Source organism: Microbacterium sp. M4A5_1d (assembly GCF_053345465.1).
In genome coordinates this window covers 927,077-953,406 of sequence record NZ_JBKFAD010000001.1, presented here as the reverse complement: position 1 = coordinate 953,406, position 26,330 = coordinate 927,077, and the positions used below count along the sequence as shown (strand labels likewise).

Sequence of the window (26,330 nt, the reverse complement as noted above, 5' to 3'; positions counted from 1 at the left end):
CGGATGCCGACAGGGCCGGTGTCAGCGGTACGCCGTAGTCTGTCTGGGTGACCACCGCCCTCTACCGCCGCTACCGTCCCGAAGCGTTCGGCGAGATGATCGGCCAGTCGCAGGTGACCGAACCCCTGATGACGGCGCTCCGCTCCGACCGCGTCGGTCACGCGTACCTCTTCTCCGGTCCCCGCGGCTGCGGCAAGACCACCTCGGCCCGCATCCTCGCCCGCTGCCTCAACTGCGCGCAGGGACCCACAGACACCCCGTGCGGCACCTGCGACAGCTGTGTCGAGCTGAGCCGCGGCGGCGGTGGATCGCTCGACGTCGTCGAGATCGATGCGGCATCCCACAACGGTGTCGACGATGCTCGCGACCTGCGCGAGCGCGCCGTCTTCGCCCCGGCTCGCGACCGCTTCAAGATCTTCATCCTCGACGAGGCGCACATGGTCACGGCTCAGGGCTTCAACGCCCTGTTGAAGCTCGTCGAGGAGCCGCCGGCCCACGTGAAGTTCATCTTCGCGACGACCGAGCCCGAGAAGGTCATCGGCACGATCCGCTCGCGCACGCACCACTATCCGTTCCGTCTCGTCGCGCCCGCCGCGATGCTCGAGTACGTGGAGCAGCTCTGCGCCCAGGAGGGCGTGCAGGTCGAAGCCGGCGTCCTCCCGCTCGTCGTGCGTGCCGGGGGAGGGTCGCCGCGCGACACGCTGTCGCTGCTCGACCAGCTGATCGCCGGCTCCGACGACGGCGCCGTCGCGTATGAGCGCGCCGTCGCCCTGCTCGGTTACACCCACGCCGAGCTGCTCGACGAGGTCGTCGGGGCGTTCGGCGCCGTCGACGCTGGGGCGGCCTTCGCGGCCGTCGACCGCGTCATCCAGACGGGCCAGGACCCGCGGCGGTTCGTCGACGATCTGCTCGAGCGCCTCCGCGATCTCATCATCGTCTCGGCGACCGGCCAGGGCGCATCCGCCGTGTTGCGCGGCGTGTCCGCCGAAGAGCTCGAACGGATGGGACGCCAGGCCGCGCTCTTCGGCACCGACCGTCTCTCGCGCACGGCCGATCTCGTCGTGACCGCGCTCGACGAGATGTCGGGGGCCACATCACCGCGGCTGCAGCTCGAGCTGCTGGTCGCGCGTGTGCTCGCCGCGGCCCAGCACGGCGTTCCCGCAGCTGATCAGGCGCCGGTCGCCGCGGCCCCCGCGTCGCATGCCTCGTCGCCCGCGTCTGCGCCCGCAGCCCCGCCACGCATCGTCACCCCCGCTCCGGCGCAGGGTCCGGCCTCCGCGCAGCCCGACCGTGCAGCGGCCTCGCCCGCTCCCGCGGCACAGCCGTCCGCGCCGGCGACCGGCGCTGCGGCGGCCGCATCCGGCTCGGCGGCCGCGGCCCCGGCGGAACCGCGCGATCCGTCGACCGTGACGCTCGCGCAGATGCGCGACGCCTGGCCCGAGGTGCTGCAGCGTCTCGAGACGATCAGCCGCACCTCGTGGATGATCGCCTCCGTCGCCTCGCCCGTCGCTTTCTCCGAGACCGGCGTGCTCACCCTCTCGTTCCAGAGCCAGTCCGACGTCCTGCAGTTCAAGAAGCTCAACGCCGGCAAGGGCCCGAGCGAAGACCTGCGCGGCGCGATCCTCGGCGTTCTCGGGGTGCGAGTGAAGTACGTCGCTCGTCACGATTCCGACCCCGGGGGCGGACCGGCCCCGGGCGGGCCCACACCTCCGCCTGCCGGCGGGCAGCCCGGCGGCGCTCCCCGGCAGCAGCCCTCCACGGATCAGCGGCAGCCGGTGCAGGCGCCCTCGTCGCAGCAGGCTCCGGGCGGCCGCCCGACCGCAACCGCGTCACCCTCCGGCTCCTCCTCCTACGCCGCCCCCGTCACGGAGTGGGCGGTTGCGCCGATTCCGCAGGGCGACCCGGCGCCGCAGTTCGCGGTGGACGACGAGCCCGAGGATGCCGTCGCGGCGCCCGTGCGCACGCTCACGGCCCCCCACGACGGTGACGTCGACCCGTACCCCGAGCCTCTGCCGCCCATCGACGAGGAGGACCGCGACTACCCGCCGCCGCCCGTCGACGACTACGCGCCGCTGCCCCCGCGCGCGCCGGTCGCCGTGGAGCGGCCCACGGCCGCGCCTTCGACCGCAGACCGGAACGGCTCCGGTCCCGAACGGCCCGCTGCCGCCCCCGTTGCCGCGCCCTCGAACGGTCGAGCGAACGCGGCGCCCGCGCGGGGCGGGATCGAGCGATACGGCGAGGCGGTCGTGCGCCAGATGCTCGGTGCCACCTTCGTCCGCGAAGAACCCTTCACCTCACCCACGAGATTCGGCTAAGCCATGTACGACGGCATCGTCCAGGACCTCATCGACGAATTCGGCCGCCTGCCCGGCATCGGACCGAAATCGGCGCAGCGCATCGCGTTCCACATCCTGCAGACCCCGACCTTCGACGTCTCGAAGCTCTCGCACCTGCTCGGCGAGCTGCGCGAACGCGTACGGTTCTGCGATATCTGCGGCAACGTGTCCGAGCAGGACCGCTGCGCGATCTGCCGCGACCCGCGGCGCGACGGCACGTTCATCTGCGTCGTCGAGGACGCCAAGGACGTCGCCGCGATCGAGCGCACCCGTGAGTTCCGGGGCCTCTACCACGTGCTCGGCGGAGCGATCAGCCCCATCGGCGGCGTCGGCCCCGACGACCTCCGCATCGCGCAGCTCATGCAGCGCCTCGCCGACGGCACCGTGCAGGAGGTCATTCTCGCCACGAACCCGAACCTCGAGGGCGAGGCGACGGCGACCTACCTCAGCCGCCTCCTGACGACCCTCGAGATCCGGGTCACGCGCCTGGCATCGGGCCTTCCCGTCGGGGGCGACCTCGAATACGCCGACGAGGTCACGCTGGGCCGGGCGTTCGAGGGACGCCGCCAGCTCTGACAGCGCCCCCGCGGCAGCGTCAGGCCTGCTGGTCTGCGAGACCCACGACGTCGAGCAGCCAGGCGAGCTCGAAGGCGCGTTCGCGCCACGAGTTGTACCGGCCGCTCACCCCGCCGTGACCGGCCACCATCTCGCACTTCAGCAACGCGTCGACACCGACCTCGCGCAGGCGGGCGACCCACTTGGCGGGCTCGACGTACATCACGCGGGTGTCGTTGAGCGAGGTGACCGCGAGGATGCGCGGGTGTGTCGCGTCCTCGCGGACGTTCTCGTACGGCGAGTACGACTTCATGTACGCGTACACGTCGGGATCGTGCAGAGGATCGCCCCACTCGTCCCACTCGATGACCGTCAGCGGCAGGGAGGGATCGAGGATCGTCGTCAGCGCGTCGACGAACGGGACCGCGGCGAGGATCCCGGCGAACAGCTCGGGGGCGAGATTGGCGACGGCGCCCATGAGCAGTCCGCCCGCTGATCCGCCCTCGGCGGTCATCCGGTCGGGCGAGGTGTAGCCGGTCTCGACGAGGTGGCGGGCGACGGCGACGAAGTCGGTGAAGGTGTTGCGCTTGTGCAGCAGCTTCCCGTCTTCGTACCATTGCCGCCCCATCTCGCCGCCACCGCGCACGTGAGCGACGGCGAATACGACGCCGCGGTCGAGGAGCGACAGGCGCGCCACTGACATGGCCGGGTCGATCGAGTGCTCGTATGAGCCGTAGCCGTACAGATGCAGGGCGCGGGGCTGACCGCTCGCCCCGTCCGCGGGGTCTCCGAACGACCGCTTCCAGACGACCGAGACCGGGATGCGCGTTCCGTCATCGGCCGTCGCCCACACCCGTCGCTGCTCGTAGTCCGCGGGGTCGTAGCCGCCCAGCACCGGCTGGCGCTTGCGCAGCAGCAGGTCTCCGGTCGCGACGACGTAGTCGTAGACGGTGCCGGGGGTGACGAACGAGCCGTAGCCGAGACGCAGGACGGGCGGCGCCCACTCGGGGTTGCCGCCGGAGCCCACCGTGTAGAGGGGTTCGTCGAACTCGAGCTCGGTGACCGAGCCCGAGGCGTAGTCGAAGATGCCGAGACGCTGCAGCCCGTCGCGCCGGTAGCCGAGCAGCGCCCAGTCGCGGAACGTCGAGAGGCCCTCCAGACGGCGTCCCGGCTGGTGGGCGAGCACGACCTCGCGCGCACCCGTCGGGTCTTCGGCCGAGACCCGCACGAGCTCGAAGTCGAGCGCGTCGTCGTTGTGCAGGACGTAGAGCACATCCGCGCCGTCGACGATCGCGTGCGAGACGGAGTACTCCACGCCCTCACGGCGAGGCCACACCGAGCGCGGCTCCGCCCGCAGGTCGTCGGCCGGCACGAGGAACTCCTCGCTCGTGATCGACGAGCCGACCTCGATCACCAGATACCGGTCGCTGCGCGTGAAGCCGGCACCCACCCAGTACCGTTCGTCGGGCTCGTGGAAGAGGCGTTCGTCGGAGGCCGTGTCGGTGCCGATTTCGTGCAGCCAAACCGAGTCGGGTCGCCAGGCGTCGTCGACGGTGGAATAGACGACGAACCGGCCGTCCGGTGACAGCGAGGCTCCGGCGAAGGTGCCGGCGATCTCATCGGCGAGGTTCTCGCCGCTGGCGATGTCGCGCAGGCGAAGGGTGTACCGCTCGTCGCCCTCGGTATCGACGCCGTACAGCAGCAGGGAACCGTCGGTGGAGACCTCGAAGCTGCCCAGCGAGAAGAACTCCGCTCCTTCGGCCTCGACGTTGCCGTCGAGCAGCACCTGCTCGCCGGGGACGTCGACGCCGGGTTCGAGCTGCGGGGGAGTCCAGTCATCGGGTGAGGCCAGGGGAGCGCGGCAGTGGATGCCGTACTGGCTGCCCTCGACCGTGCGGCTGTAGTACCACCAGTCGCCGCGGCGGCTCGGAACGGACAGGTCGGTCTCGAGGGTGCGCCCCTTGATCTCCTCGAAGATCCGCTCGCGCAGCCCGCTCAGGTGCGCCGTGCGGGCGTCGGTGTACGCGTTCTCGGCCTCGAGGTGCGCGACGACCTCGCCGGCTTCCTTCTCGCGCAGCCACTCGTAGCGATCGACGAACTCGTCGTCGTGGTGCGTACGGCGGTGCTCGCGCACAGCTGCAACGGGGGCCGCCGGCGCGTCGGAGGGGGACGGAGTGGGGATGTCGCGGGTGTCGGTCACCGTTCCACGCTAGCGCCGCGGCCGCCTGATCCGGCCGCTCGGATTCACGGTGACGGCGATGGTGTGGCAGGATTCGATGGTCCGGTTGCCGGACCCTGAACAGACGGTGAACTCTTCGTTCGCGCCCGCCGCTGCCGCGGCATCCCGACCCGTACTCGAGGACCCGCGCTCGCGGGCCCGCACGCACAGAGAGCGCACAGTGGAAACCGCTGTACTCATTCTTCTGCTGGTCATCGGACTGGCACTCTTCTTCGACTTCACCAACGGCTTCCACGACACCGCCAACGCGATGGCGACGCCGATCGCGACGGGGGCCCTGAAACCGAAGGTCGCGGTCCTCCTGGCCGCCGGCCTCAACCTCGTCGGAGCCTTCCTGTCCACGGAGGTCGCCAAGACCGTCTCGCACGGCATCATCCACGAGGATCAGCTCGCCGCCACCGCGCTGCTGCCGCTGATCTTCGCGGGGTTGATCGGCGCCATCACGTGGAACATGCTCACCTGGCTGCTCGGCCTCCCGTCGAGCTCGTCGCACGCCCTCTTCGGCGGCCTCATCGGCGCGACCCTCGTGGGCGTCGGCGCGATGGCCATCGACTTCGGCGTCGTGCTGAGCAAGATCATCCTCCCGGCGCTGATCGCCCCCGTCACGGCCGGCCTCATCGCCTTCACGGTCACGAAGGTCGCCTACGCCGTGACCCGTCGCCACGACGGAAAGCCGGACGGCCGCGACGGATTCCGCTGGGGCCAGATCTTCACGTCGTCGCTCGTCGCGCTCGCCCACGGTACGAACGACGCTCAGAAGACGATGGGCGTCATCACGCTCGCCCTCATCGCGGCCGGCTGGCAGAGCGCCGAGCACGCCGAACCGCAGCTGTGGGTCATCGTGGCGTGCGCCGTCACGATCGCGCTGGGCACCTACATGGGCGGATGGCGCATCATCCGCACCCTCGGCAAGGGGCTCACCGACGTCAAGCCCGCGCAGGGCTTCTCGGCCGAGGCGTCGACGGCGTCGACGATCCTCGCCTCGAGCGCGCTCGGCTTCGCGCTGTCGACGACGCAGGTCGCATCCGGCTCGGTGATCGGCTCCGGACTCGGACGCCGCGGCTCGACGGTCCGCTGGGGCACGGTCGGCCGCATCGCCGTCGGCTGGCTGCTGACGCTCCCCGCGTCGGGCGCGGTCGGCGCCGTGGCGGCGCTCCTGGTCGTGTGGCTCGGCCCGGTGGGCATCGTCATCGACGCGATCGCCGCCGTCGCGATCGTGCTGGCGCTGTTCCTCCGCTCGCGCCGCAACGAGGTGCACGCGGGCAACGCCATGAGCGAGGTCGCCGACTCCGGCCTGGCCGTCGACGTGCCCTCCGATCCGCCGCCCACGCGGCGGCAGCGGCGCGCGAAGGCGGCGGCCGCGGCGAAGAGCTCGGGCTCGGAGCAGACGGAGGGCGAGCGATGAACGTCTCGATCGACTGGTTCGCCTTCGTCCAGGTGTTCGCGGCGGCCATCACGGGCGCCGTGCTCGTCGTCGGCTTCTACGCACTCGGGCTCCGGATGCTGGTGCGCGCGGGCCGGGTGCCGGTGGTGACTCCCGCGGAGTTCACCGACGCGATCGCCGTCATCAGCGAGAAGCAGGCGCGCCGTCACGCGAAGGCAGCGGCCAAGGCGGCGAAGAAGAATCCGCTGACGGCGGGGCAGAAGAGGATCGCGCTCGTCACGGCCTACGGCGCCTTCGCCCTGTGCGGTCTCGCCGTCCTCGGCGGCATCGTCCTCATCGTGGCGGGACGGTAGGACCCCCGGCATAGGCTGTGGCCATGACCTCAGCAGTGCCGTCGGACGGTTCCACGCAGCCCCGCGACCGCGCGGCATCCGTGCGTTTCGGGCGTCACGAGCCCGCGGCGCACGTCCTCGTCCATGTCAGCGACACCCACCTGCTGGCGGGCGGGGCCGCGCTCGGCGGGCGCTACGACGTCGAGGCCAACCTCGACGCCACGCTCGCGGCGATCGAGCGCACCGGCGTCCGACCCGACGCGCTGGTCTTCACCGGTGACCTGACCGACCTCGGCGAGCCGGACGCCTACCGCCGCCTCCGCGACGCGGTCGAGCCCGTCGCGGACCGCTTGGGCGCACCGGTCGTGTGGGTGGCCGGCAACCACGACGAGCGCGACGCGATGCGCGTGGGGCTGTTCGGCGGGCCCCCGACGCAGGAACCGCTGACCGGGGTCTGGGATCTGGCGGGCCTGCGCCTGATCGCCCTCGACTCCACGGTGCCCGGCTGGCACCACGGTGAGATCGACGCGCGTCAGCGCGACTGGCTGCGCGAGATCCTCGCGGAGCCCGCGCCCCGCGGCACGATGCTCGCGATGCATCACCCGCCGCTGCCCAGCCACGTGCCCTTCTTCGACATCCTCGAGCTGCGCGACCAGGACGCCCTCGCCGAGACCATCGCGGGAACGGACGTGCGCGGCATCCTCGCGGGTCACCTGCATTACTCCACGTCCGGCACCTTCGCGGGGATTCCCGTCTCCGTCGCCTCCGCCACGTGTTACACGATGAACCTCCAGCGCCCGCCGCAGGCGGTCAACGGCATGGACGCCGGCCAGGCGTTCCAGCTCGTGCACGTCTACGACGAGGTGATCACCCACACCGTCGTGCCCGTCGTCGAGGCTCCGACCGGCGAGTACTTCTCCGCCGAATGGGTCGCCGACATGGCGCGGTTGTCGCCGCAGGAGCGTCTCGAGGCGTTTTCGCGCAAGCGCTGACTAGGCTGGGACCGTCCCTCCCATCGCCGTGAGACCCACAAGGACCAGCGCATGATGTCGTCCACTCCCGCCACCCGCACCGAGACCGATTCGCTCGGCTCGCTCGAGATTCCCGCCGACGCCTATTGGGGCGTGCACACCGCTCGTGCCCTCGAGAACTTCCCGATCTCGCAGCGGCCGATCTCCGTCTATCGCGACCTCGTCCGGGCCCTGGCGATGGTCAAGCAGGCGTCGGCGCGCGCGAACCGCGAGATCGGGGTGCTCGATGCCGAGCGCGCGGACCTGATCGACCGTGCCGCTCAGCTCGTCATCGACGGCGAGTACCACGACCAGTTCGTCGTCGGCGTCGTTCAGGGCGGTGCCGGCACCTCGACGAACATGAACGCGAACGAGGTCATCACCAACATCGCCCTCGAGCTCGCGGGGCGTCCCAAGGGCGACTACGCGTTCCTGTCGCCGATCGACCACACGAACCGCAGCCAGTCCACGAACGACGTCTACCCGACGGCGATCAAGGTCGGGCTCGCCCTCGACCTGGAGGGGCTGCTCGACGAGCTGGCGCTGCTGCGCGAATCGTTCCTCACGAAGGCCGTCGAGTTCCACGACGTCCTCAAGGTCGGTCGCACGCAGCTCCAGGACGCCGTCCCGATGACGCTCGGGCAGGAGTTCCACGGCTTCGCGACGACGCTGGGGGAGGATCACTCCCGCCTCGGCGAGAACGCGTCGCTGCTCTACGAGATCAACATGGGCGCGACCGCCATCGGCACCGGCATCACGACCCATCCCGAGTACCGTCCCGCTGTCGTCCGCCATCTGCGCGAGATCACCGGCCTCGATCTGTCGAGCGCCGTCGACCTCGTCGAGTCGACCAGCGACACCGGCTCGTTCATGTCGTTCTCGTCGTCGCTGAAGCGCAACGCGATCAAGCTGTCGAAGATCAGCAACGACCTGCGGCTGCTCTCGAGCGGACCCCAGGCCGGCTTCGGTGAGATCAATCTGCCGGCCCGGCAGGCGGGGTCGAGCATCATGCCCGGCAAGGTCAACCCGGTGATCCCCGAGGTCGTCAACCAGGTCGCCTTCGCGGTGGCCGGCGCCGACCTGACGGTGACGATGGCGGTCGAGGGCGGTCAGCTGCAGCTCAACGCCTTCGAGCCGATCATCGCGCATTCCATCTTCCAGTCGATCACCTGGATGCGGCGGGCGATGCGGACGCTCCGCGTCAACTGCGTCGACGGCATCACGGCGAACCGCGAGCGCCTCGGGGCCATGGTCGGGTCCTCGGTCGGTGTCGTAACGGCTCTGACGCCTTTCATCGGCTACGCCGCGGCAGCGGCCCTGGCCAAGACCGCGCTGCTGACGCACCGCAACGTGGGCGATCTCGTCGTCGAGGCGGGGCTGATGTCGCGCGAAGAGGTCGACAAGCAGCTCTCGCCCGCGCGCCTGTCGGGTCTGCAGGCCGTGACAGCGGCCATCCCGATCGTCCTCGCCGACGCCGAGGAGAGCGTCTCGGGCTGACAAGGCTTTGTGCCGCGGGGCCCGCTGTCGATAACGTCGAGGCTGTTCATCGCTTTCCGACCGACCGGGGGATCCCATGACCGACCCGAACAACCCGTCCGCGCCGCAGCCTCCGGCCTACCAGCCGCCGGCGTACCCGACGTCGTCTTCCGACGCGTCGTACCAGAACCCGAACGCCCCGGTGCCGGGAAAGACCCTCGGCATCGTCGCGTTCATCCTCGCGCTGGTTCCCGTCGGGCTGCAGCTCGTCGGTCTCATCCTCGGAATCGTGGCGCTCGTCCAGAGCAAGAAAGCGGGCCGTAAGAACGGCCTCGCTCTCGCCGCGATCATCATCAGCGCCGTCTTCATGGTGATCGGTGTGGTCGTCGCGATCGTCCTGTTCTCGGTCTTCGGCAACGCGGCGAACGAGATCTACCAGACCTGCGTGGTCGAGGGCGCCGACACCGTGACGGTGTGGGGCCAGACGCAGTCCTGCTCCTCCGCGCGGTAGTTCGCGTCCCGAAGAGCCCCCGCGGACAACGTCCGCGGGGGCTCTTCGTCTGCCCACCTCAGGAGTCGCTCGGGACGTTTGCGTCCGCGCAGTCAAAGCGCTTAAACTCGTCGCTAGCGCAATGGTTAAGCGCTTTGATCGCCGCGGCGATCCCGCGATTCAAGGAGGAAGACGTGAAGTTCAAGACAGTGGCAGGCGGCATCGCCACCCTCGCTGCGGTGTCGCTCATCCTGACCGGCTGCGGCCGTGCAGACGAGTCGGCGGCCGGGCCCGCAGAGGTCACGACGATCGATGACAGCCCGGCCACGGGCACGATCAGCGTATGGGCGATGGGTGCGGAGGGCGAGGCCCTGCCGGAGTTCGTCAAGGAGTTCCAGGAAGCCAACCCCGACGTGAAGATCGACGTCACCGCCATTCCGTGGGACGCGGCGCACAACAAGTTCCAGACGGCGATCGCGGGTGGGAACACCCCCGACGTCGCCATGGTGGGCTCGACGTGGATGGCGGACTTCGGCGACGCGTTCGCCACCGTCCCGGCCGAGATCGCGACCGACGGCTTCTTCCCCGGCGCCCTCAGCACGACGGAGTTCGACGACCGCGCCGCCGGTGTGCCGTGGTACGTCGATACGCGCGTGCTGTACTACCGCACCGACCTCGCGCAGCAGGCCGGCTGGTCCCAGGCTCCGACGACGTGGGACGAGCTGCAGCAGCTCGCCGCCGACATGAAGGAGAAGGCGGGCGCCGAGTACGGTATCCGGATGCCCGGCGGCAACGACTCGTTCCAGGGCGCCATGTGGATGCCGTGGTCCGCCGGTGCCGAGCTCACCGACGGTGACGCCTGGACCCTCGACACCCCCGAGATGACGAAGGGGCTGGAGTTCTACAAGAGCTTCTTCGACAAGGGGCTCGCCGACGCGAACGCCGACATCTCCGCCGGCGCGACCGAGGCCGAGTTCGTGGCCGGAACCACGCCGATGGTCGTCGAGGGGCCGTTCCTGCGTGGTCAGCTCGAGCTGCTGGGCGGTGCGGACTTCGCCTCGAAGTACGCGACGGCCGTCCTGCCCGCCGACACCGGGTCGGTGTCCTTCAGCGGCGGCGCGAACCTCGTCGTGTTCAACCAGAGCAAGAACGCCGAGTCGGCGTGGAAGCTCGTCCGCTGGCTGAGCGAGCCGGAGACTCAGGCGGCGTTCTACGAGACGACGGGTGACCTGCCCGCTCTCCAGGCCGCGTGGGATGCGCCCGCCCTTGCCGACGACGCGAGCCTGACGACCTTCGGTGAGCAGCTGCAGACCGCCAAGGCCCCGCCCGTGACGACCAGCTGGGTGCAGGTGGCCGCCAAGGGCGACCAGGCCCTCGAGCAGCTGCGTCGCGGCGGAGCGGATGTTCCCGCGGTGCTGCAGAAGCTGCAGGCCGACGCCGACGCGATCGGACTCGAGTGACCTCGATGTCCACCACCACCCTCCCCGCGGCCGGAGCCGACTCCGGCCGCGGGGCCTCCCGCCCCGACGGGCTGCACGCACGGCTGCGCAAGCGTCAGGCACTCATCGCCTGGGCGTTCTGCCTGCCCTTCGTCGCCGTGTTCGCCGTCTTCATGCTCTTCCCGATCGTCGGGTCGTTCGCGATGTCGTTCACCGACTTCACCGCTCGCGACATCACCTCGCCGTTCGCGGTGAACTTCGTCTGGCTCGACCAGTTCGCGACGCTCTTCGGGGACCCGCGCTTCATCACGTCCCTCGGGGTCACCGCGGTCTTCGTCGTGGTCGGCATCCCCGTGACGATGGTGCTGGCGCTCGCCCTCGCGCTCGCCCTCAACAGCGGCGGCGGCCGCATCGTCGCGTTCTTCCGGGTGGGTTTCTACGCGCCGGTGGTCACGAGCATCGTCGCGGTCGCGGTCGTCTGGCGCTACATCCTCCAGCCGGACGGCCTCCTCAACTCGGCCCTCGCGCTCGTCGGCATCGACGGCCCGAACTGGCTCAACGACCCCGCCTTCGCCCTGCCCTCGCTCATCATGATGGCGGTGTGGCGCAACGTCGGCACGCTCATGGTGATCTTCCTCGCGGGCCTGCAGGCCGTTCCGCAGGACGTCAACGAGGCGGCGACGATGGACGGCGCGTCATCGTGGCGGCGTCTGACCTCGGTCACCCTGCCGCTGCTGCGCCCCACGATCCTCCTCGGCGCGGTCCTCATCTCCGTCGGCTACCTGCAGTTCTTCGAGGAGGCCTTCGTCATGACCAAGGGCGGACCGCTCGACTCCACGCTCTCCGTGGCCTACTACACCTTCCAGCAGTTCGGCTTCGGCGAGTACGGACTGGCCTCCGCCGCCAGCTACGTCCTGTTCCTGGCCATCGCCCTGCTGAGCCTGCTCCAGTTCCGACTGCTCCGTTCGAAGGACTGACCCGATGACAACCATCCCCGCTCCCGTGGTGGACACCGGCACGCCGCCGCCCGCTCCGCGGCGCCGCCGCCGTCGGTTCGGTCCGCGTGCGATCACCTACACCGTCCTGGCCGTCGGACTCGCCCTCTGGCTCATCCCGTTCCTGTGGATGGTGCTCGGATCGGTCAAGACGCAGGGGGAGATTCTGCGCCGCCCGCCGACGTGGTTCCCGGAGAACCCGACGGGCGAGAACTTCGCGCAGTGGTTCGGGCCTCTCGACTTCGGACACTTCTTCGCCAACAGCCTCATCGTCGCGGTGGTCACCGTCCTCGGCAACATCGTGTTCTGCTCGATGGTGGGCTACGCCCTGGCGAAGATGGACTTCCCCGGCAAGAAGGTGCTCTTCCTCCTCGTGATGGTGACGCTCATGGTGCCGGGGGTCGTCACCTTCGTGCCGCTGTTCGTGATGGTCTCCTCGCTCGGGCTCGTCAACACCTACCCCGCGCTCATCCTCCCCTTCATCACCGCCCCCATCGGCGTGTTCCTCATGCGGCAGTTCATCATGGGCATCCCCGACGCGCTGCTCGAGGCCGCCCGCCTCGACGGGGCGGGGGAGTGGCGCATCTTCTCGCGCATCGTGATGCCGCTGTGCGGGCCGCCGCTCGCGACCCTCGGCATCCTGACGTTCCTCGCCTCCTGGAACAACTTCCTCTGGCCGCTGGTGGCGGCCCAGACCGAGGAGATGTACACGCTTCCCGTCGCGCTCTCGCTCTACTCGACGGGACAGAACGCGACCAACTACGGACTGCTCCTGGCCGGATCCGTGCTCGTCATCGCGCCCATCATCGTGCTGTTCGTCTTCCTGCAGCGCTGGTTCATCCGGGGCGTCGCCACCACCGGTCTGAAGTGACCTACGCGCCGGCCTCCGCGTCGCCGCATCCGTCCCCCCACAAGCGAAAGCACCTCATGCGACCCGAATTCCACACCGCGCCCGATGGAACCCGTTTCCGCGACCTCAACGGCAACGGCGTCCTCGACCCCTACGAGGACCCGCGCCTGACCCCGGAGGAGCGCACCGACGATCTGCTCAGCCGGATGTCGCCGGCCGAGAAGATCGGCCTCATGTTCCAGACCGTCATCGAGATCGGTCCCGATGGCGAGCTCCTCGAGACACCGGGCGCCATCTCGAAGTCGCCGACGACCGACGTCGTGGTCGGCAAGAACATGACGCACTTCAACGTGCACGCCATCCGCACGGCTCGTGAGGGCGCTCGCTGGAACAACAACCTGCAGAGACTCGCCGAGAGCACGCCGCACGGCGTCCCGGTGACGATCAGCACCGATCCGCGGCACGCGTTCGTCGAGAACACCGGCGTCGCCTTCTCCGCGGGTCCCTTCTCGCAGTGGCCGGAGCCGCTGGGGCTCGCCGCGCTCGACGACCTCGAGGTCATCGAGCAGTTCGCCGACGTCGCCCGTCGCGAGTACTGCGCGGTCGGTATCCGGGCGGCGCTGCACCCGCAGATCGACCTCCCCACCGAAGCTCGCTGGGGTCGTCAGGCCCAGACGTTCGGCTTCGACGCCGAGCGGGTCTCGCAGATCACCGCCGCCTACCTGCGCGGCTTCCAGGGCGACGTGCTCGGCGCTGAGAGCGTCGCGTGCACGACGAAGCACTTCCCGGGCGGCGGGCCGCAGCTCGACGGTGAAGACGCGCACTTCCCGTACGGACGCGAGCAGGTCTACCCGGGCGGCATGTTCGACTATCACCTCGAGCCCTTCCGCGAGGCGATCCGGCGCGGCACGGCCGGCATGATGCCGTACTACGGCATGCCGGTCGGACTCGAACGGAACGGCGTGCCGATCGCCGAGGTCGGATTCGCCTACAACCGTCAGATCGTGACGGACCTCCTGCGCGACGAGCTCGGCTACGACGGCGTCGTCGTCACCGACTGGGAGCTCGTCAACGACAACCACGTCGGGGACCAGGTGCTGCCCGCTCGCGCGTGGGGCGTCGAGGAGCTCGACCCGACCGAGCGGATGCTGCGGCTCCTGGACGCCGGTGTCGACCAGTTCGGCGGCGAGGAGTGCACGGAGCTGCTCGTCGGCCTCGTCGAATCCGGCACCGTGCCGCTCGAGCGCATCGACGTGTCGGCCCGGCGCATCCTGCTCGTGAAATTCCGGCTCGGCCTCTTCGACGACCCGTACGTCGACGAGGACGAGGCCGAGCGCATCGTCGGCAACGCCGATTTCCGCGCGCTCGGCACCCGCGCGCAGGCGGAGTCGCTGACCGTTCTGCAGAACCGCGACGAGGTGCTGCCGATCCGTTCGGCGCCCCGCCCGAGGATCTACGCCGAGAACGTCGGCGACGCCGCGATCGCCCCGTACGGCGACCGCGTCGAGCGGCCCGAGGACGCTGACGTCGCGATCGTCCGTGTCGGAGCGCCCTTCGAGCCTCGCGACGACCTGTTCCTCGAGAAGTGGTTCCACCAGGGTTCCCTCGACTTCGGCCCCGGGCTGGTGTCGCGACTGGGTCGTGTCGCGACGCACGCCCCTCTCGTGCTGGTCGTCGGCCTCGACCGGCCCGCGGTCCTCACCCCCTTCATTCCCGTCGCTTCGGCGATCGTCGCCGACTACGGCAGCTCGGATGCCGCAGTGCTCGCCGCGCTCACCGGCGCGGTGCCGCCACGTGGCACGCTGCCCGTCGAGATCCCGCGATCCATGGACGCCGTGCGCCGTTCCCGGACCGACGTCCCGGGCGACACGGACGAGCCGATCTTCCCGCGGGGGACCGGACTGTCGATCGTGCCGGCGTGAGGTGCGTCGGTAGACTCCCCGGGGAATCGAGGTAGTCATGGTGGTCGGACGACCCACGGTCTACGACGTCGCGGAACGTGCCGGGGTGTCGATCGCGACGGTCTCATTCGCGTTCCGGCGCCCCGACAAGGTGCGCACCGAGACCCGCGACATGGTGCTGCGGGTCGCACGCGAGCTGGGGTACGTCCCCAGCGGCTCGGCCCGGAACCTCGCGCGCGGCCGCACCGGGGTGCTCGGGCTGCATCTGTTCGATCTGCTGGTCGAATCGGCGCCGCCCGTCGAGACGGGGTTGACCTCGGGTGCGGCTCCCGAGCGGCCGACGCCGCCCGGGCTCACCGATCTCGCCGAGCTCGACCTCGACGTCGACCTGATCGCGTGGGACGCCGACGAGGACGTCCGCCGGAGCGCTCCCCGGACGTTCCCGCTCTACGTCGATGAGATCCAGCGCGGCTTCGTGCTCGAGTGCAAGCGGGCCGGCACCGCGGTGCTGCTCAGCACCGGTGGGCTGGGGGCGTCCGAGATCGCCGACACGGCGGGGCAGGTCGACGGCCTCGCGATCCTGCCGGGCCCGACGGTGACCGCGTCTCTCGGCTCGGTGTCGTCGACGCTCCCGGTCGCCGTGCTGAGCTCGCCGCTGGGTGACGCGCACCATGTCCTCGCCGACAACGCTGGTGGTGAGCGGATGCTCGTCGATCATTTCGTCGAGGTCCACGGCGTCTCCACCTTCGGGTGGGTCGACGCACCCGCGGGTTTCGACACCGACGAGCGCCGCGCCGCCTTCTTCGATGCTGTCGCCTCTCACCCCGGCGCGCGCGCCGAGGTCATCGACACCGTCGAGCTCGAGCGCGCACCGGTGTTCCCGGGGCTGAGCTCACGAGCACGCGAGAGCACGCTCCCCGAAGCGGTGCTGTGCGCGACCGATCAGATCGCGCTCGCCGCGCTCGACGTGCTGCACGCCCGGGGCATCGTCGTGCCCCGCGACGTGCGGCTCGCCGGCTTCGACGGCATCCAGGCGGCCGGGATGTCGTCGCCGCCGCTGACGACCGTGCGCCAGCCGATGGAGCTCATGGGGCGCATCGCCGCCCACCTGCTGCTGACCGATCCGGGAGACGGCTCGGCGCGGCGCAGCGTGCGCGTCGAGGTGGGGCTCCGGGTCGGCGGAAGCTGCGGGTGCCCGGTCAGTCCGTGATGCGGCAGTGCGTCCGCAGCTCACCGATCCCGTCGATCCCGACGGTGACGACGGAGCGGTCGCGCAGGAAGATCTGCGGGTCGCGCGAGTAGCCGGCGCCGCCCGGGCTGCCGGTCGAGATGAGCGTGCCGGGCAGGAGCGTGGCCGCCGTCGAGAGGTGCGCGACAAGCGTCGCGACCGAGCGGATCATCTGTCCCGTCGAGGCGTCCTGCACCGTCTGGCCGTCGACGACGGCCCAGATGTGAAGGTCTTGCGGGTCGGGGACCTCGTCGGCGGTCACCACGTAGGGTCCCGTCGGCGTGAACCCGTCGAAGGACTTGCAGCGCGACCACTGCGCCTCGGAGAACTGGATGTCGCGCGCGGTGATGTCGTTGACCACCGTGTAGCCCCAGACGTGGTCGAGAGCCGTGTCTGCAGGGACGTCCTTGGCCGCCGTGCCGATGATGACGCCGAGCTCGGCCTCGTAGTCGACCGACTCGCTGAGGCTCCGCGGCCACGACGTGATTGCGTCGTGCGCGGTGAGCGAGTTCGGCCACAGGGTGAACACGGTGGGCGCGGTGTCGGCCTTCAGGCCCAGCTCGCTCGAGTGCGCCGCGTAGTTCAGCCCGACGGCCAGCACGATCGGCGGGGCCAGAACGGCCGATGCGAAGGCCGAGCCGGTGATGTCGTGCCACGCCACGCCCTCGCTCGTCGACGCGTCCGCGACGCGCGCAAGCCCGTCGTCGCCGAGCTCGATGAGCTGCTGCAGTCGTTCGGGTGCGCCGGCGAACAGGTCGCCGACGAACGTGGCCCGGTCGTCTTCGACGAGCACGAGGCGGGGATCGTCGGCCCCCGCGGTCATCACGTGGGCAAAGCGCATGCTCTCAGGCTACCCGGCTCACGACTCGGTCGCGGCGCGACGTCCTCGCCATAGGGCGGACGCCGCCCGCGCTCTAGGGTGGGGGCGTGTCGTTCCCGTCGCCTCTCTCGCAGCCGCAGCCCGGTCACCCCGGTCCCATCCCGGCCGCGCCGACCTCGCCGCCCGTCGTCCCCGTCCGGGCGCGTCCCGGCGGCTGGGCGGCGCTCTGGGTCGGCGCGGTCCTCGTGGTGCTGCTCCTCGGACTGGCGGCCTACCTCGTGTCGTTCCTCGGCTGGTTCGCCTCGATCGTGGGAGCCGTGCTCGCGCTGCTGCCGCTGCTGGGAGTGCTGTGGGTTGTCCGCATCGTCGATCGCTGGGAGCCCGAGCCGCCACGGCTGCTGTGGATCGCGCTGCTGTGGGGCGCCGTCGCGTCGGTGGTCATCGCGCTCGGCGTCGACCTTCTCGTGACCATCGCCACCGGTCCGGCGCGTGACCCGCTCCTCGAGGCGATGAAGAGCGTCGTGCAGGCGCCCATCGTGGAGGAGATCGCGAAGGGGCTCGGCATCCTCCTCATGCTCCGTCTCGGGCGCCGCTACTTCGACGGACCCGTCGACGGCGTCGTCTACGGGGCGATGGTCGGGGCGGGGTTCGCCTTCACCGAGAACATCCTCTACTTCGCCGACAGCCTGATCACCGGCGGTCTTGCTCAGGTGTCGGTCACGTTCGTGCTGCGCGGCATCCTCTCGCCCTTCGCCCACGTCATGTTCACGGCTGCGACCGGCTTCGCGGTCGGACTCGCCGTGCGGCGGGGAGCACGGGGCGCCGCCGTGTTCGGGCCCTGGGCGACCGGCCTCGCCGTCGCGATCCTGCTGCACGCGCTCTGGAACGGCTCGGCTGCTTTCGCCGACTTCTTCGCCCTCTACGTGACGCTCCAGGTGCCTCTGTTCATCGGGTTCGTGATCGGCGTGCTGCTGCTGCGCCGCGAGGAGGCGCGCCTCACCCGCGAGCGGCTCGACGACTACGCCGCGGCGGGCTGGTTCACCCCCGTCGAGGTCGACCTGCTCGCCACCGGGGGAGGCCGAAGGCGCGCGCTGGCCTGGGCGCGGACACTTCCCGGCGACCGCACCGAGACGATGCGGGCATTCATCGCCGAGGCGACGCGTCTCGCCGCCGCACGCCAACGGGCGCTGACCGGCCGCGACGATCGGGCGCTCTCCGACGAGCGCGAGCATCTCGCCCGGGCCACGCGCCTGCGACAGGCCCTGCTGCGACCGTGACCCTCGACCGGGACGACACCGCCCGGGAAAGACTCAGCGCCCGGTGCTGCGGCGATGCCTGCATGTCTCCCGGGCGCTGAGTTGGCCTGCCCTCATGATCCTCCCGCCGCCGCGCCGCGTCAAGAGGTGCGCTCGGGTGGGCGCCGCGTTGCACCCGTCCTCGCCCTCGGGTTGGATGGACACCATGACTGACGACCGCACCAAGCCCGAGATCGACGCCCCCGAGGGGCCCGCGCCCGATGACCTCGTCGTTCGCGACCTGATCGTCGGCGACGGCGCCGAGGCCAAGCCCGGCGACACCGTCACCGTTCACTACGTCGGCGTCGAGTACACCTCCGGCGAGGAGTTCGACTCGTCGTGGAACCGCGGTGAGAGCATCCAGTTCCCGCTCCGCGGTCTGATCCAGGGGTGGCAGGACGGCATCCCGGGCATGAAGGTTGGCGGACGCCGCGAGCTCGTGATCCCGCCGCACCTGGCCTACGGCCCCGCCGGCGGTCACTTCCTCGGCGGCAAGACCCTGATCTTCATCATCGACCTGCTCGCGGTCGGCTGACCCGACGGACACCGCTCGACGGGCGGATGCTGCACAGCGCGGCATCCGCCCGTCGCCATTCGGCACCGGAAATTTACATTCGCGGGAATAGGCTGTGCGCGGGCCGCGTTGCCGACCCCTTGTACGCCGGAGCCCTCCCGGACACCTACGACGAAGGACGATCATGACCACGACCACCGACATCCCCGGTTACAAGGCTGGCACCTGGGTGCTCGACGCCTCCCACAGCGAGGTGGGCTTCAGCGTCCGCCACATGATGATCTCGAAGGTGCGCGGCACCTTCGCCGTCGCCGAGGCGACCATCGTCGCCCCCGAGAACCCGCTCGAGCTGACCCTCGACGCCAAGGTCGACGTCGCCTCGATCAACACCAAGGACGAGGGGCGCGACAACCACCTCCGCAGTGCCGACTTCTTCGACGTCGAGAACTACCCCAACATCACGTTCGTCTCGACCGGCGTGCGTCAGCAGGGCGGCGACTTCCTCGTCGACGGCGACCTCACCATCAAGGACGTCACCAAGCCGGTGACCTTCGAGGTCGAGTTCGGCGGCTTCGGCACCGACCCGTGGGGCAACTACAAGGCCGGCGCGACGGCCAAGACCGTCATCAACCGCGAGGAGTTCGGCCTCACCTGGAACGCCGCGCTCGAGACCGGCGGCGTGCTCGTCGGCAAGGACGTCACCATCGAGCTCGACCTGCAGGGCTCCATCCAGGCCTGATCGCCCGGTTCTCTCCGAGGGGCGGATGCTGCGGCATCCGCCCCTCGTCGTGTCTCCGGGGGCGCGTCGTCCGGCTCACGGGGTCGGGTGGGCCGCGTCGTAGGCGCGGAACGCGGGGGCGAGGCGCACGAGGAGCGCCACCAGACCGACGATGATGAAGCCGCCCAACAGTGGCGGGAACCACAGTGCCGTGACGGTCGCGAGCGTCCCGGCGTACAGCGCGCCCAGCCTCGGACCGCCGGCGACCACCACGATGAACAGGCCCTGCAGTCGGCCTCGGATCGCATCGGGGACGGCGGCCTGCACCATCGTGTTGCGGTAGATCGAGCTGACGTTGTCGGCCGCGCCGGAACCGGCCAGCGCGAGGCCGGCGAGGGCGATCAGGGCGACGTTCGCGGACTCCTCGCCTACGGTCCCCGGGGCGAGTACACCGAACGACCCCGCGAGCAGGACGGCGCCGAACAGGGCGATCGTGACGCCGTAGGCGATGATCGCCCTCTCGATGCCACGGCCGTGCAAGGGATAGCGCGCGATCGGTCCCGAGAACAGGCTCGAGAAGAACGCGCCGACGGCGATGGCGGCCGTGAGGAGCCCTGTCGTGATCGCGCCGCCGCCGAGCAGCACTGCGCCGACGGCGGGGAAGAGGGCGGTGGGCTGACCGAACGTCATCGCGATGATGTCGAGGATGAACTGCAGCCGGATGTTCTTCGCGCGCTTGATGAAGCGCCAGCCGTCGGCGAGCGATCGCAGGCCCGGGCGGACGACGGCGCCCTCCGGGCGGATGCTGGGCAACGACCAGAGGCCGAGGAAGAGGGCGCTCATGAGCACGAGGTCGATCGTGTAGGTCCAGCCGTAGCCGGTGAAGGCCACGAGCAGCCCGGCCGCGGCCGGCCCGACCGAGACCATGATCCCCATGGTGATGCCGCCGAGCGCCGAGGCTGCGGGCAGCAGCTCGCGGGGGATCAGCCGCGGCACGATCGCCTGCCGTGCCGCCATGACGACCGAATTGGCAGCAGAGTTCACGACCGCGATGGCGTAGAGCCACGCGACCGTCTCGCCGCCGCTCCAGGTCAGCACCATCAGGACGGCCGTCGAGACGAAGGTCACGGATGCCGCGATGATGGCGACCCGGCGCCGGTCGAACGCGTCGGCGAGCATGCCCCCGTAGAGGCCGGCGATGATCATCGGCACGAGCCCGGCGACCGCGATCATCGCGACGGCGAACGTCGACGCCGTCAGGTCGTACATGTGGAGCATGATCGCGACGATGGTCAACTGCCCGCCGAGGCCGGCGAGGGTCGAGCCGACCCACATGCGCGCGAAGGCGGGGGAGGTGGTCAACGGCCGCAGATCGATGAGGTGATCCCGACGCAGGCGCATCATGCGAGCCTAGATGACTGGTACAGTAGAGCGGTTGCCGTTCGATCGGCCGCGGATAAAGAGAGCTCGCACATCGGGTGACGGGCGCCGCGCAATGAGAAGGAAGGGGATCCCATCTATGGCACTCGAAGCAGACGTCAAGAAGGCGATCATCGAAGAGTACGCGACGCACCCCGGTGACACCGGATCCCCCGAGGTGCAGGTCGCGCTCATGTCGCAGCGCATCAAGGACCTCACCGAGCACCTCAAGACCCACAAGCACGACCACCACTCGCGCCGTGGGCTCTTCCTGCTCGTCGGTCAGCGCCGTCGACTGCTCGGCTACCTCCAGGAGCTCGACATCCAGCGTTACCGTACGCTGATCGAGCGCCTCGGTCTCCGCCGCTAAGGAGAGCGACTCCGCGCACAATCGCGCAAAACATTCTTGCGAAGGCCGTCCCAGGTGTGGGGCGGCCTTCGGCTTTTCCCGAGCCCGCGCCGCGAGAACGTACCTTCACCGCGAGAACGTACGCCGTCTGGTGCGTTGTCGCGGAGACGGTGCGTGTTCGGCGGCGGGTGTTCGGTGGTGTGTGCTCAGCGGTGGGCCGCGGCGAGTAGATCGGCGTGCCAGCGCTCGGCGACGTCGGGGTGGGCCCGCAGGCGCGACTTCAGCGCGTTCTCGCCGTGCACCCCGTGGATCGGGTTGGTCGGATCCTTCGTGACGCCTCTCGCCTCGGCGGCGAGTTCGGCGGGCAGGTCGATGAGCGGGAATCGGGCGTCGAGGGCGGGGTTGAAGAAGAACGGCACCGAGATGCGGTCGTCGGGGTAGCGCGGCGACACGACGCGGTGGTTCGTCGCGATGAGATAGCCGTCGGTCGCGTACTCGAGCAGTTCGCCGATGTTGACGACGAAGGCTCCCGGCACCGGCGGAGCGTCGACCCATTCGCCGTTGCGCTGCACCTGCAGGCCGCCCTTGCCGGGCTCGACCCATAGGAGGGTCAGGGCGCCCGAGTCCTTGTGCGCGCCGACCCCCTGCTGCGGGGTGGGGTCGTCCTTGCCGGGGTAGCGGACGATCTTCAGCAGGGTCTGGGGCTCGCCGAAGTGGTCGTCGAAATACGTCGCGGGGGCGCCGAGGGCCTCGGCCCAGGCGCGGAGCAGACGCCGCGCGACCTCGGAGAGGTGCGCGACCCACGCGTCGGCGACCTCGCGCAGCTCGGGCTGCGCGGCCGGCCACAGGTTGGGGCCGATGAGCCGGGCGTAGTCGGGCGCGTCGGGGTCGTCGACCGCGGACCGTTCGGGACCGATGTCGATCTGCTCGCGCCAGTCGACCCGGCCCTGCGTGAGCTCGCCGCCGACGCGCGTGTAGCCGCGGAAGTGCGGGCTGTTGACGTTCTCGATCGCGAGCTTGTCGGCCTCGGGCAGGTCGAAGAACTCGCGCGCGACGCGGTGGAGCCGGTCCTCGAGACCGGCGGGGATGCCGGTGCCGGTGAGGTAGAAGAAGCCGACGTCGTGCGTCGCGGCGCGCAGCTCGTCGCGGAAGCGGGCGACATCGGCGGCGTCGCCGTCGAGCTGGGAGAAGTCGAGAACGGGAAGGGAGAGCTCGCTCATGCAGTGAGGCTACGAGCCCTCTGCGGCATCCGCTCGTTTGTTGCGCGGGATGACCTCGCCGGCCTCGCGCGGACGACGCGACCCCGTCGGGTCGCTGCGCCGGCCCTCGCGGCCCGCGAGCTGCGGGTCGCGGAAGAGCCACGCCGGGCGGGGCTCGACGAGCGGCCGGAACACTCGTCGAACCGGCGCCGTGGCCAGACCCAGAGCGATGAGGATCGACGCGACCACGACGAGCGGCAGCCACACCCACGTGGGCTCGGCGTCTCGCAGCACGCCCGACTCCCGGAACGGGTACAGCACGAACGAGTGCAGCAGGTAGATGTACATCGTGTACTGCCCGAGCCGGGTCCAGCGGTGCGAACCGCGGGGGACGAGGGCCAGGAAGGATGCCGTGAGGGCGAGCGCCACGAGCAGCAGGGCGACCCGCACGGCTCCCGCCCACCATTCGGAGCTGCCCGCATCCGAGTAGCTCGCGTCGTAGAACATCCACTTTCCGAGGTTGATGTCGCGCCATGTTCCGATGAATGCCCAGGCCGCCCATCCCGCGAGCCCGAGCGTCGCGACGGCCGCCGTCACGGTCGTCGGGGTGCGCCGCAGCAGGTCGAACCGGTCGACGACGTCGCGGTCGCGCAGCCACCAGCCGAGCACGAAGAAGGGCAGGAAGCCGAGCGTTCGCGACAGTGAGAGCGTCGAATCGATGTTCGGGAGGTACCCCGAGATGACCGAGATCGCGAAGGCCCACAGGAGCGGCCACCGCAGGAGCGCGAGGTAGGGCAGGACCAGGCGGAAGATCCCGAGCGCCAGCAGGAACCACAGCGTCCACGAGGGCTGGGTCGGGTTGGGGTTCGCGTGGCCCTCGACGAGGAACTTCGTGAGCGTCCAGAGTCCCTCGAAGATCACGTACGGCACGAGGATGTCGGTGATGACGCGGGCCATCTGCCGCCGCGATTGCGGGTCGGACTTGGAGAAGTAGCCCGAGATGATCGCGAACGCGGGCATGTGGAACGCGTAGATCACGAGGTACATCGCCATCGCGATGTCGGAGTCGTACGTCAGGCGCTGGATCGCGTGACCCAGCACCACCAGCACGATACAGGCGAAGCGGGCGTTGTCCCAGAAGGGCACGCGCCGCTTCGGGCGCGTTCCGGTCGTGCCGGTGGCGGGATGCGTCATCGTGGATGAAACACTATCCCGGGGGAATAGTCCGAGCGCGACCGCGTTGCATGGTTTATATTCATTTGCATGAAACGGATGCCGCGGCATCCGGGAAGGCGGACCGACGTGAACACGCACACGAGCGAAAACACCGGCTGGTCGGGGATGCAGTTCGGCATCTTCTCCGTGAGCGACATCACGGCAGACCCGACGAGCGGCCACACCCCGAGCGAAGCGGAGAAGATCCGCGCCGCCGTGACCATCGCCAAGCATGCCGAGGATGTCGGGCTCGACGTCTACGCGATCGGCGAGCACCACAACCCGCCGTTCTGGTCGTCGTCGCCCACCACGACGCTCGCCTACATCGCGGCGCAGACCGAACGCCTCATCCTCTCCACGGCCACGACGCTCATCACGACGAACGACCCGGTGAAGATCGCCGAGGACTACGCGATGCTTCAGCACCTGTCGGGCGGCCGCGTTGACCTCATCATGGGGCGCGGCAACACCGGCCCGGTCTACCCGTGGTTCGGCAAGGACATCCGTCAGGGCCTGCCGCTCGCGATCGAGAACTACGCCCTGCTGCACAAGCTGTGGCGTGAGGACGTCGTCGACTGGGAGGGCAAGTTCCGCACTCCGCTGCAGGGCTTCACCTCGACGCCCCGTCCGCTCGACGGCGTCGCTCCGTTCGTCTGGCACGGCTCGATCCGCACCCCCGAGATCGCCGAGCAGGCCGCCTACTACGGCGACGGCTTCTTCGCGAACAACATCTTCTGGCCCAAGGAGCACTACCAGCGCCTCATCGACCTGTACCGTCAGCGCTTCGCGCACTACGGCCACGGCACGCCCGAGCAGGCGATCGTCGGTCTCGGCGGCCAGGTGTTCATGAGCGCCAACTCGCAGGATGCCGTTCGGAAGTTCCGCCCGTACTTCGACAACGCCCCCGTCTACGGTCACGGCCCCTCGCTCGAGGACTTCAGCGAGATGACGCCCCTCACCGTCGGGTCGCCGCAGCAGGTCATCGACCGGTACGCGGCGATGCGCGAGACGTTCGGCGACTACCAGCGTCAGCTGTTCCTCATCGACCACGCGGGCCTGCCGCTGAAGACCGTGCTCGAGCAGCTCGACATCCTGGGCGGCGAGGTCGTCCCGGTGCTTCGGAAGGAGCTCGCGCAGGGTCGTGGCGCGGCAGTGCCCGACGCCCCGACGCACGCCGCGCGCGTCCGTGAGGTGTACGGCGACGGCCCGGCGCGCGAAGCGCGGCCCCGCGCCAATCGCGGAGACAACCTCAGCGGCCCCTCGCCCTACCAGGACGCTCCCGCGCCCGCAGGTTCGGCCTTCGGTGTGGCGGCGGCACGATGAGCGCGCGGCGTATCGCGGTCGTCTCGGCCGGCCTGTCGAACCCGTCGTCGACCCGCATGCTCGCCGACCGGCTCGCGACGGCGACGATCGCCGAGCTCACGGCATCCGACATCACCGCGACAGCGGACGTCATCGAGCTGCGCGATCTCGCGCATGACATCACGAACAACCTGCTGACGGGTTTCGCCCCGCCCGCCCTCGAGTCGGCGATCAACTCGGTCGTCTCGGCCGACGCGCTCATCGCTGTGACGCCGATCTTCTCGACGAGCTACTCCGGGCTGTTCAAGTCGTTCATCGACGTGCTCGACCCCGACTCGCTCACCGGGAAGCCCGTGCTCATCGGGGCGAACGCGGGCACGGCTCGTCACTCGCTCGCGATCGACTATGCCATCCGGCCGCTGTTCGCGTACCTGCACGCGTCCCCGGTCTCGACCGGCGTCTTCGCGGCGTCGAGCGACTGGGGGAGCAAGGCCGACGAGGTCGCTCCGCTGAGCGCGCGGGTCGAGCGCGGCGCACGGGAGCTCGCTGCGGCCGTCGTGGCACGCACGCCCGTCACGGACGCGGATCCGTTCGACCCCGCCTCGTACCTGGGCGAGGGCAAGTCGTTCGGTCACCTGCTCGGCGGTCTCGCCGGGGAGTGACCCGCTCGCGGCGCCGCGTGAGGGCGGCCGTGATCACATCGATCGCGGCGCCCAGCGCGAGCGCCGCGGCCACCGACAGGAGCACCGCAAGCAGCGGGGCATCGGGCAGGAGCGCGCCGACCGCCGCGCCGATGACGCTCTGATAGGTGGCCCAGGCCGTCGCCGCGACTCCGGCGATGGCGAGGAAGCGCACGGCCGATACTCGCGTGGCGCCCGCGGTGAGATTGACCGCGAGGCGCGCGAAGGGGATGAAGCGGGCGGTGAAGACGACCGTCGCGGTTCCCCGCTGCAGCCGACCCCCCGCCCACGCGAACGCGCGCTGCACGCGCCGGTGCCGCATCCACCGCCACCGGCGGAGGCCGATCCGACGCCCCACGGCGTAGCAGAGCGCATCCCCGCAGAACGCAGCGGATGCGGCGACACCGACGACGGCCGCCAGCGGGGGATCGCCGGTCGACGCGGCGAGCGCTCCCGCCGCCGTCACCGCGATCTCGCCGGGGACGACGACCAGGACGGAGTCGAGGAGGACGAGCGCGAAGACCGCGACGAGGAGCCAGGGGCCGCCGGACATCGCGGTCAGCAGGTCGTCGAGCACGCGGCAT

24 protein-coding genes are annotated in these 26,330 nt (G+C 70.2%); 18 read left to right on the top strand and 6 right to left on the bottom strand.

Features of this window, described 5'->3' with window-relative positions:
- The first annotated feature begins 47 nt into the window (after nucleotides 1-47).
- Both ACLBWJ_RS04600 and recR read left to right on the top strand, forming a co-directional pair.
- Nucleotides 48-2,315, top strand: a complete 2,268-nt coding sequence (locus ACLBWJ_RS04600) for a DNA polymerase III subunit gamma and tau (RefSeq protein ID WP_447659794.1) — start codon at nucleotides 48-50, stop codon at nucleotides 2,313-2,315.
- Between the two features lie 3 nt (nucleotides 2,316-2,318).
- A complete protein-coding gene (gene recR / locus ACLBWJ_RS04595) occupies nucleotides 2,319-2,912 on the top strand; it encodes a recombination mediator RecR (protein ID WP_112613685.1) in 594 nt (197 codons plus the stop codon).
- A 19-nt stretch (nucleotides 2,913-2,931) separates the two neighbouring features.
- Here the strand turns inward: recR and ACLBWJ_RS04590 are convergent, their stop codons facing one another.
- The gene (locus ACLBWJ_RS04590) at nucleotides 2,932-5,091 is read right to left on the bottom strand and encodes a S9 family peptidase (protein WP_447659793.1); all 2,160 of its coding nucleotides are present in this window, start codon (nucleotides 5,089-5,091) and stop codon (nucleotides 2,932-2,934) included.
- A 199-nt stretch (nucleotides 5,092-5,290) separates the two neighbouring features.
- Between ACLBWJ_RS04590 and ACLBWJ_RS04585 the strand changes: the two genes are divergently transcribed.
- The 10 genes from ACLBWJ_RS04585 to ACLBWJ_RS04540 all read left to right on the top strand — a co-directional run bounded on the left by ACLBWJ_RS04585 (nucleotide 5,291) and on the right by ACLBWJ_RS04540 (nucleotide 16,217).
- Complete coding sequence (locus ACLBWJ_RS04585; RefSeq protein ID WP_274177524.1) at nucleotides 5,291-6,535, top strand: inorganic phosphate transporter; 1,245 nt, start codon at nucleotides 5,291-5,293, stop codon at nucleotides 6,533-6,535.
- Nucleotides 6,532-6,867 carry a peptidase gene (locus ACLBWJ_RS04580; protein ID WP_112613687.1) on the top strand — a complete coding sequence of 112 codons (336 nt, stop codon included), beginning with the start codon at nucleotides 6,532-6,534 and terminating at the stop codon, nucleotides 6,865-6,867. Before ACLBWJ_RS04585 ends, ACLBWJ_RS04580 begins: the two co-directional genes overlap by 4 nt.
- A gap of 23 nt (nucleotides 6,868-6,890) precedes the next feature.
- The gene (locus ACLBWJ_RS04575) at nucleotides 6,891-7,838 is read left to right on the top strand and encodes a phosphodiesterase (RefSeq protein WP_323987408.1); all 948 of its coding nucleotides are present in this window, start codon (nucleotides 6,891-6,893) and stop codon (nucleotides 7,836-7,838) included.
- A gap of 54 nt (nucleotides 7,839-7,892) precedes the next feature.
- A complete protein-coding gene (locus ACLBWJ_RS04570; protein WP_112615031.1) occupies nucleotides 7,893-9,353 on the top strand; it encodes an aspartate ammonia-lyase in 1,461 nt (486 codons plus the stop codon).
- Nucleotides 9,354-9,429: 76 nt separating this feature from the next.
- Nucleotides 9,430-9,843, top strand: coding sequence for a DUF4190 domain-containing protein (locus tag ACLBWJ_RS04565; RefSeq protein ID WP_274177527.1), 414 nt, complete (start codon nucleotides 9,430-9,432; stop codon nucleotides 9,841-9,843).
- Between the two features lie 173 nt (nucleotides 9,844-10,016).
- Entirely contained in the window at nucleotides 10,017-11,282 is a 1,266-nt protein-coding gene (locus ACLBWJ_RS04560; RefSeq protein ID WP_447659792.1) for a sugar ABC transporter substrate-binding protein, read from the top strand.
- A gap of 5 nt (nucleotides 11,283-11,287) precedes the next feature.
- Nucleotides 11,288-12,238: a carbohydrate ABC transporter permease gene (locus tag ACLBWJ_RS04555; RefSeq protein ID WP_447659791.1), complete on the top strand. Its 951-nt coding sequence runs from the start codon at nucleotides 11,288-11,290 to the stop codon at nucleotides 12,236-12,238.
- 4 nt (nucleotides 12,239-12,242) lie between these two features.
- Nucleotides 12,243-13,127, top strand: a complete 885-nt coding sequence (locus tag ACLBWJ_RS04550) for a carbohydrate ABC transporter permease (RefSeq protein ID WP_447659790.1) — start codon at nucleotides 12,243-12,245, stop codon at nucleotides 13,125-13,127.
- A 56-nt stretch (nucleotides 13,128-13,183) separates the two neighbouring features.
- Nucleotides 13,184-15,028 carry a glycoside hydrolase family 3 protein gene (locus ACLBWJ_RS04545; protein WP_447659789.1) on the top strand — a complete coding sequence of 615 codons (1,845 nt, stop codon included), beginning with the start codon at nucleotides 13,184-13,186 and terminating at the stop codon, nucleotides 15,026-15,028.
- A gap of 37 nt (nucleotides 15,029-15,065) precedes the next feature.
- On the top strand, nucleotides 15,066-16,217 hold the full coding sequence (locus ACLBWJ_RS04540) for a LacI family DNA-binding transcriptional regulator (protein WP_323987415.1): 1,152 nt from the start codon (nucleotides 15,066-15,068) through the stop codon (nucleotides 16,215-16,217).
- On the opposite strand, the gene ACLBWJ_RS04535 is transcribed toward ACLBWJ_RS04540, so the two are convergent.
- Nucleotides 16,207-17,076, bottom strand: a complete 870-nt coding sequence (locus ACLBWJ_RS04535) for a fumarylacetoacetate hydrolase family protein (protein ID WP_112613699.1) — start codon at nucleotides 17,074-17,076, stop codon at nucleotides 16,207-16,209. The genes ACLBWJ_RS04540 and ACLBWJ_RS04535 overlap by 11 nt on opposite strands.
- Before the next feature lie 86 nt (nucleotides 17,077-17,162).
- Here ACLBWJ_RS04535 and ACLBWJ_RS04530 point away from each other — a divergent pair, with 86 nt between their 5' ends.
- From ACLBWJ_RS04530 to ACLBWJ_RS04520, 3 genes are all read left to right on the top strand, one after another.
- Nucleotides 17,163-18,332, top strand: a complete 1,170-nt coding sequence (locus tag ACLBWJ_RS04530) for a PrsW family intramembrane metalloprotease (protein WP_114588022.1) — start codon at nucleotides 17,163-17,165, stop codon at nucleotides 18,330-18,332.
- Between the two features lie 184 nt (nucleotides 18,333-18,516).
- Nucleotides 18,517-18,885 carry an FKBP-type peptidyl-prolyl cis-trans isomerase gene (locus ACLBWJ_RS04525; RefSeq protein WP_023951826.1) on the top strand — a complete coding sequence of 123 codons (369 nt, stop codon included), beginning with the start codon at nucleotides 18,517-18,519 and terminating at the stop codon, nucleotides 18,883-18,885.
- Nucleotides 18,886-19,048: 163 nt separating this feature from the next.
- On the top strand, nucleotides 19,049-19,603 hold the full coding sequence (locus tag ACLBWJ_RS04520) for a YceI family protein (RefSeq protein ID WP_112613703.1): 555 nt from the start codon (nucleotides 19,049-19,051) through the stop codon (nucleotides 19,601-19,603).
- Nucleotides 19,604-19,678: 75 nt separating this feature from the next.
- Here ACLBWJ_RS04520 and ACLBWJ_RS04515 read toward each other — a convergent pair whose 3' ends face one another.
- Nucleotides 19,679-20,983, bottom strand: a complete 1,305-nt coding sequence (locus ACLBWJ_RS04515) for an MFS transporter (RefSeq protein WP_282502557.1) — start codon at nucleotides 20,981-20,983, stop codon at nucleotides 19,679-19,681.
- Between the two features lie 118 nt (nucleotides 20,984-21,101).
- Here ACLBWJ_RS04515 and rpsO point away from each other — a divergent pair, with 118 nt between their 5' ends.
- Nucleotides 21,102-21,371, top strand: a complete 270-nt coding sequence (gene rpsO / locus ACLBWJ_RS04510) for a 30S ribosomal protein S15 (RefSeq protein WP_023951820.1) — start codon at nucleotides 21,102-21,104, stop codon at nucleotides 21,369-21,371.
- A 185-nt stretch (nucleotides 21,372-21,556) separates the two neighbouring features.
- Here rpsO and ACLBWJ_RS04505 read toward each other — a convergent pair whose 3' ends face one another.
- Together ACLBWJ_RS04505 and ACLBWJ_RS04500 are read right to left on the bottom strand one after the other, a co-directional pair.
- Nucleotides 21,557-22,570, bottom strand: coding sequence for an isopenicillin N synthase family dioxygenase (locus ACLBWJ_RS04505; protein ID WP_447659788.1), 1,014 nt, complete (start codon nucleotides 22,568-22,570; stop codon nucleotides 21,557-21,559).
- Nucleotides 22,571-22,579: 9 nt separating this feature from the next.
- Nucleotides 22,580-23,743, bottom strand: a complete 1,164-nt coding sequence (locus ACLBWJ_RS04500) for an acyltransferase family protein (protein WP_282502272.1) — start codon at nucleotides 23,741-23,743, stop codon at nucleotides 22,580-22,582.
- A gap of 147 nt (nucleotides 23,744-23,890) precedes the next feature.
- Here ACLBWJ_RS04500 and ACLBWJ_RS04495 point away from each other — a divergent pair, with 147 nt between their 5' ends.
- Both ACLBWJ_RS04495 and ACLBWJ_RS04490 read left to right on the top strand, forming a co-directional pair.
- The gene (locus ACLBWJ_RS04495; RefSeq protein ID WP_274178014.1) at nucleotides 23,891-25,087 is read left to right on the top strand and encodes an LLM class flavin-dependent oxidoreductase; all 1,197 of its coding nucleotides are present in this window, start codon (nucleotides 23,891-23,893) and stop codon (nucleotides 25,085-25,087) included.
- Entirely contained in the window at nucleotides 25,084-25,728 is a 645-nt protein-coding gene (locus ACLBWJ_RS04490) for an FMN reductase (RefSeq protein ID WP_447659787.1), read from the top strand. Before ACLBWJ_RS04495 ends, ACLBWJ_RS04490 begins: the two co-directional genes overlap by 4 nt.
- On the opposite strand, the gene ACLBWJ_RS04485 is transcribed toward ACLBWJ_RS04490, so the two are convergent.
- Nucleotides 25,640-26,323 (bottom strand): DedA family protein, encoded by a 684-nt coding sequence (locus ACLBWJ_RS04485; RefSeq protein ID WP_447659786.1) that lies wholly within the window; start codon nucleotides 26,321-26,323, stop codon nucleotides 25,640-25,642. The two genes, ACLBWJ_RS04490 and ACLBWJ_RS04485, sit on opposite strands and share 89 nt — an antisense overlap.
- Between the last annotated feature and the right edge of the window lie 7 nt (nucleotides 26,324-26,330).